General features: G+C 59.1%; 1 protein-coding gene and 1 pseudogene. Both read right to left on the bottom strand.

Translation table 11 applies throughout. The features are described from left to right. Positions 1–2259, bottom strand: a pseudogene (locus tag ACQKP4_RS21245) (hypothetical protein); the annotation flags it as partial. A 253-nt stretch (positions 2260–2512) separates the two neighbouring features. Continuing rightward, a complete protein-coding gene (locus ACQKP4_RS21240; RefSeq protein ID WP_427635577.1) occupies positions 2513–6460 on the bottom strand; it encodes an Ig-like domain-containing protein in 3948 nt (1315 codons plus the stop codon). Between the last annotated feature and the right edge of the window lie 29 nt (positions 6461–6489).

Raw genomic sequence — 6489 nt, 5'->3', positions numbered from 1 at the left:
CGGCGCACCATCGATAGTCGGGATCGTCATGTTGGCATCCTGATCGCGGATGACCTGCACGTTTAATGTCAGCGGCTCCGATGGAATCCGCGTGCCGCCCAGTATGACGGTGTAAATCACCGTCACTGCTTTGCCCAGGTTAAACGCCACCACCGAGTTCGGCAGCGGGATTTCCTTGATACCCACCGTGCCCACCGTCACCGGCGCCGTGGTGTGTGAACCACCGGCCGGGGTGCCCGTTGCACCGGTCCAGGTCACGCTGATTTGGTCCGTGGCGAGCATGCCGGTGTAGTGCGGCACCACCACCGTCAAGGTGTCCTTGGACTTGATCGGGTTCAGGGTTTTACCGTCGGGCTCAGCTTCCTTGACACTCGGCGGCTTCAGTTCCAACACCGCCCCCACCACAAATTCCAACGGATTCGAATAACTGGTGGTGTTCGTCTCAAAACGCAAGATCCGGTAGCTGACGCTCAGTTTTTCCCCGCGACGCGCTTCGAAGTATTGCTGCACAAACGCGGCATCAAGCGGGAAGTCCACCGCCTTGCCGGCGCTCAGTGAATTGAGTGTTTTTGAGTCTTCGGCGAGCAAGGCGCCTTTCTCATCGCGCAGTTGCCAGGTCACGACATCCTTGGCCTTGGTCGGGTTGGTGACCGGGCTGGGGCAGGTGACCTTGCTGACGCCACCGGGCAAATCCTTGGGTTCCAGCACGCCATTCTGTTCACCGAGAACGATGGGTTTGACCAGTTCGAACTGCGCTTCGCCGACGTTCAACCGCGTGGCATGCAGCGATTCGCGTCTGATGATCGTGCCGTCTTCGTCACTGAGCAGCGTGTACCACAATTCCAGCGTGCCGCCTTCGAGGGTTTTGAGGTGTTTGCCCTCAACGGTGACGATGAAACCCTCGGGATCGTTGGCTTCCTCGGCGCTGGGAAAGAACCAGTCCAGTTCCGGGTCGTAAGTGGTGTTATCAGGCCGGGTGCCGAACCATTTGAGTTCGATCGCATTGTCGGCGGTGATCAGCGGGTCATACGGAATGCGAATGCGCGTGTTCGGCAAGTCGGGGTCAAGGGCGCCGCTCTGTTCGTCCTCGGCAATCGGCGCCGCCAGGCGTTTGGGTTCACCGATGATGTTGATGAAGCGACCTTTGGAGCGCTGAATGAGAACGCCGCCGCGCTCCAGTTCGTAGGAAAACATGCCCTGGGTTTTTGCCAATGCACGGCCGGCCGCGTTGGACAGGAACACCTCGACCACCACGGGTGGTTTTTTCTCGATGGCCTGGCGAACCTTGACGTCGATGGTTTCACCGTCAAGCGTGGTGCCCTTGAGGCTCATGACGATGACATCGTTTTGCTGGAACTCGGCCGATGCCGCCCAGACCTGCAAGTGCAGCGGTTCATCGCCGAGGGTGTCGAGGTCGAGCACGTTGCCGTCGGCTTGCTGAAGAATCGGAGCATCGAGTCGCGAATTACCGGTGTCGATGACGATGCGGGTTTCCTTGCACCAGTCCTCGGACTGGTTGAGGACCCGGTCGCGAATCATGAAGGTCACGGCCAGGCCTTCGATACCGGAGTCCCCGGCCGCCAGAATCGTTTGTTCGTCGATGTGCACCTTGATCGGGTTAGCGACGGGGTTGCCGATCTGCGCCTGGGTGACCGGCGCGGAGAGCACCAGTTGGCCGCCCCAGCTCGCGGTGATCACATCGCCCACGGCGATGTTTTCGTAGGGCTTGCCGCTGCCGGGCTGGCCCTGGATGAGGAGGTCCACGCCGTTTTTGGCGCTGTCCTTGTCGACGCCATCCTGGACGATCTCCGCCGGCTCGAAGGCCATCGACAGATTGGAATGCCCATAATCCGGGTCCGTATCCTGGCCACCGGGTATGTCGAGTTTGGCGTCAAGCTCAAGCGGCGGAGTGAGGAGTTCGGGCGCCTGATTCAGCCGCGTCACCCGATAGGCCAGCGTCGATGGTCCGGTTTGCAGGCGAAACGGGGCAACGAACAGGGTGGCGCGTTCAGTCAGTTCGGCGGGGTCGGTGATGGTGGTTTGATCGACCACGTTGTTGGTGATCAGCAACTCGACCTTGTCGCCCAGGCTCTTGTTCGACCAGACGGGAATCTGCACTTTCAGACCCTTGTCAGGAAAGTTGAGCTGCGCGGCGGCGAGGTTAATCCCCCACTTGCCAGACGTTAGCTCGATGGCGCCGGGGATTTCCGGTTCGAGCAAGGCGAGCGGGCTGAGGTTTTTCAGCGGCTGGATGAGCATGGGGGGGCACTCCGGGCGGTGGACCGCGATGGAGTGATTTAAGGCTTGGGGCGGGAGGGTTGGCTACTGTCAGAAATAACAGGTTGGGGGTGGTTTCCGATGGGCGGTAGTTCGAGGCCGACTGTGTGTTAGACGTCCACGCTCAAGGATCCCCATCCGCGCTGTCCATTGGAGCGGACGGGGCTCTCAGTTGATCAGAAGTCTGTGCCGAAGGTTTCGATCATCAGGTTGGGCATTGATGCCAACCTGAGAATTACCGAATACCCACCACATTCGACCAATTACCTTTTGTAGGCAAAGCGCCTTCACCGCCCCTGACCAGATACAGGACTTTTCTGCCTGCAAACGGCCAAAAAGCGTTGCTGGCGTCGGTTGACCAGTAATGGTGATCACCCATGGGCCAGCGGGCGCCGTAGGCCGCATAAATCTCGTAGAGCTCACCCATGCTTGGAATGCGCACGCCATTGGCGCCAGCGGCAGCGTTCGCCTGGTCCCAGTTCTGGTTTCCAAGGCCGAAGCAATGGACCACGTTCGTCACTGTCACGGTGTAACTCTTGGACTGGTTAGCCGCATCTCTGGCGGTGATAGTGGCTGCCCCCCGGCCACGGACAGTGACAAGACCTGCCCCGTCGACAGCGGCGACGGCGGTGTTGCTGGAGGTATAGGTGTAACCCGGCCGGCCACCGGAGGCCACGTACTGCACCGAGTTGCCCGGACCGAACGCTGGCAGCACCCCCGCGCCCGGAATGATGTACGTCTTGGCACCCAATGTGACTGGGTTGGTATTGAAATTCAGAGGCGGCAATGGAGCCTCTCTGGTGAAGCTTCGCGTCGTAGAGTTCTGTCCGGTGGCCAGCGCCTTGGCGTATACCGCGTGTGCGCCAATGGCAACGGCCAACGTGGTGGCCCAGGAGCCGTTTGTTCCGCCCTGCACGGTATGTTTGGGGCCATTGTTGTCATAGATCTGCACATCATACGAAGGCGTCACCGCACCCGTCAGGCTGACAGTGGCGTCGGTGGTTTTGCCGCCGTTGATCAGCTCTCCGCCTGAATGCCTGACCGACGTCAGCGTCACTGTCAGGTGCAGCTTGGCCGTAAAGACATGCGCTGGAGACTCCAGCTGTTCACCGTAAAGCGCTCTGGCTTTAATGGCGTACGTCTTCTGGCCAAGGCTGGCCAGCTTGGTGGTTCCGTTGCCGTTGCCATCGAGGGTAATGGGATTGCCGATGGCAGAGGCGCCATCGTAAAGCTGGACGCGTTGGTTCGGGTCCGCGTTGACGGTCACCGTGACTTCAGTGTCGAAGGTCGTCCCGTTATGGGCGACCGGGCCTTTGGAGTCGTTGAGCGCAGTAATTTTCGGTTCGGTGGCAACGCCGAGGGTGAATGTCCTGGGCTTGCTGTTTTTTTCATCGGCGTCGTATTGGGCAATGGCTATGACGCGTTGCAAGCCTGCGACCAGTTCCACGGACAGTTCCCATTTACTGGCGGAATCGACAATCGGCGTGCCTTTAGATTCGCCGTTAATCTGCACCTCGACTTTTTCACCCCGTGTAGCGGTGCCGTGGATCGTCACGCGCTTGTCGTAGGTCAGGCCTGCTTCGGGAATGTCGTCCAGTTGTGGGTTTTTCACGCTGGTGATAATGGGGGTCACGTAGTCATAGCGCGTGCGGACAGTCAGTGGCAGGCTCGGGAAGTCGATTGCAGTTGCCTCATCCCCGCCGTCCTCGAAGACCACCTTGCACCTCACGGTGGCGTCCGAACCATGGACCAGTTTCAACAACTCCGTTCTGAGCAGCGTTTCATTCAGGCCTTGGGTGACTTGCGGGTCGCGGACCTCATGGCCCTCGAGCAAATCGATGATGTAGACGCCGGCGCTGGTACGGCCCTCGACGCTAAGCCAGACGAGCTGCCTGGCTGCGATAAACGGCCAGGCCTTCACCAGGACCCTGGCGTCGCCCGTAAACTCCATCAGATCCAGTACGTCATTTTTCGCTTGCGGAACTTCAGGTCTTGGCAGCTCTTTTTCAGGGTCCTGAAAGCTCAGTATGTTCAGCGACAGTGCTTCGGACAGGGTCCACAAGTTATAGCGTCGCACTGCATAGCTGACCGAGACCTCACGACGAATATTGGCGCCGACCACGGATGCGGGCAGGTGAAACGTGACGGTGCCGGAGGTCTCGGCAGGCTTTTCGAGATCTTCCGAGGAGCCGGCCCCGGGCGTTCCCCGCCATTTCAATCCGAGTATGTCGAGCGTTGCATCCATAGACGCGTAACTGCACTCGATATCAACACCCCCCAGCGCATCCATCGGATTCAACGTGCCGCTGGACGCTTGTACAACCGTGGGAGGCAGCAACCGCCCCAGCGGTTCTCCGACCATTACCTCCAACGGCGCCGAGTAGCTGTACTTACCGGTTGCAGCATGCAGGAGGGTATAGATGACGGTAACGTTGTAGCCGATATTGGCGGAGACGAATCTTGCATCTACCCGGAAGCGCACCGGTTTGTCGGCAGAAAAGCTCGTAATCGGTACGCTGCCTCTAGTTGTGCCGAAGCCTGTAACACCAATCCAGTGATAGGTCAGGATATCGTCCTTGACCCAACTGACCGGTTTGATGAGCACATGAGCCTGGGTGTAAACCTGAGACGGGTCGATCACCCCGTCCTTGGCTTCCTCGACTTCCGGCGCCGGCAGCGTGGCCTTCAGCGACCCCACCTCGACCCTGAGATAGTCCGACTCGCTGACACCGTGCTGGCCTGTGGCGTCATTGGACACTCGGTAATACAGCTTGAGGCTGCCGTTGTTCAACGCCCGGATATGCTCGCCCCACACATAAACCGTAACGCTGCCCGCTTTCTGTTCGTCGTCGCTGACTGCATGTTCCTCTTCATGCACATACGGCGATGCGTCTGATTTTGTGCCCTCCCAGATCAGATTGATGAAGTCGCCGTTAGCAATGGTCGGGTAACGGATCACCACGGTCGCCATCATGGCATCGACGGGCAGGACCGCCCCGATCACTTCATTGATCGTCGGCGCCGGCAGTTGCGCAGGATCGCCGATCACATCGACGAAGGCGCGTTTTGAGAAGAGGGGCTCGCTGCCGTCTTTTTTATGCAACTCATAAGCGGCGTCGAGGGTGCCCATGGCAAAAAGGCTGACGAACTCGAACGCAATGGATGTTTCGAAAATGTAAGGAGGGTTGCCAACCGTGGCCTCTGCGGTAAAGGTCCGTGGGGCGCTTCCTGGAAGCGGCGTGCCAATGACCCTGATCTTGAGGGTGTCGCCGGGGGCGAACGCGTCGCCACTCTTGACCAGGATTTGCAGGGTAGCGGCTTGGTGGTCGAGGTCCTTGAGATGAATTTGCCCGTTGTCAGCGTCCTTGAAAATGGCGGCATCCAGGCGCGCGGCGCCAGCTTCAACTAACAGGGTGGTTTCTTTTGACCATTTTTCACTGTAGTTCCACAGCTCATCGTGCACTTCGTAATGTATTTGCATCTTGTCGGCGTCGCCGGCGGTCAAGATATCGGCGGGCAGGGCGGTGACCACAATGTCGACGGCGCCATCCACTTCTGCCTGGGACAACTCGTGCGGCAGAAGAAACACGCTGCCCCAACGCACCTGAATAACATCGCGCAGGGCGATGCCCGGATACGCCTTGATGGTCATCGGCACACCCTTGGCCGCCCACTCTTTGGTGACACCGTTGTCGATCACATCTTGCGGCAACCCGACCATCTCAAGCGCCGAATGCCAGGGCTTGTGGGGTTCCTTGTCGGGGCCAGCGGGCTTGTCCAGTTTGACAAGCAGTTTCAATTTGGCCGACGGGTCGTCGGGTACGGTTTCACCTGCACGGGTCAATTGGTAGTAGCACTCCGCCGTGCCAGGCACTACGTCGGTTGTCGGCAGGAAAAAGAACAACCGTTGGTCAACTTCTGCAGGTTTTACTTTCAGCGTCTGGAGCAACGTGTCATTCCAGAACACCTTTAGCTCATCATTGACCGCCATGCCCGGGTACGGATCGATCACGCAGAACATCCCCGCACCATTTTCTTCGACGACGGCAATGTTGACGCCGCCATCGGCGTCCACCACAGGACGGACCATGCCGGCGATAAAGAGTGGCCACAACTGCAGCGGCGATACGAAAGAGGCAAGTTCCTCGCGGGGAATAAACAGGAATCGGCGGAAAGAGGTCATGGTCAGCTCCATTTGGAGGCACGGGTGTA

Source organism: Pseudomonas sp. NPDC086278 (genome assembly GCF_050280905.1).
Taxonomy (GTDB): Bacteria; Pseudomonadota; Gammaproteobacteria; order Pseudomonadales; family Pseudomonadaceae; genus Aquipseudomonas.
Note: the sequence above shows the minus strand (reverse complement) of the source record. Positions and strands in the feature narration are given on the sequence as shown.

What these genes read in the sequence shown, in the direction of transcription:
- ACQKP4_RS21240 (WP_427635577.1), bottom strand. Translation starts at nt 6,460, where the DNA reads ATGACCTCTTTCCGCCGATTCCTGTTTATTCCCCGCGAGGAACTTGCC.